The sequence below is a fragment of the Haladaptatus sp. HS23 genome (genome assembly GCF_056892285.1).
Map to the genome: position 1 here is coordinate 1 of NZ_JBXGLH010000065.1, position 386 is coordinate 386.

Consider the following 386-nt stretch of genomic DNA (forward strand, 5'->3'; position numbering starts at 1 on the left):
GTCGTGAGGAGGCCGTGTTCGCTTTCGACGGCCTCGTTGCCCGTGTTCAGGAGGAAGAAACTTCCCGTCCCGTAGGTGTTCTTGGCGTCCCCGGCGTCGAAACAGGTCTGGCCGAACAGCGCCGCCTGTTGGTCGCCGAACGCGCCAGCTACCGGGACTTCGGCACCCAAAAAGCCGTCCGGGTCGGTCGAACCGTACGTTTCGTCGTCGCTCGACGGTCGCACCTCGGGCAACATCTCGCGCGGAACGTCGAACTCCGCACAGAGGTCGTCGTCCCAGTCCATCTCGTGGATGTCGAACAGCATCGTCCGCGAGGCGTTCGTCACGTCCGTGATGTGTTCGCCGGTCAGGTTGTAAATCAACCACGTGTCGATGGTGCCGAAGAG

Annotated in this window: 1 protein-coding gene; it reads right to left on the reverse strand. The window is 62.7% G+C overall.

Annotated features, from left to right (window positions below):
• Nucleotides 1-386 (reverse strand): FGGY family carbohydrate kinase (locus AC1XDK_RS30825; RefSeq protein ID WP_483353837.1); only part of this gene is annotated, 386 nt, incomplete at both ends.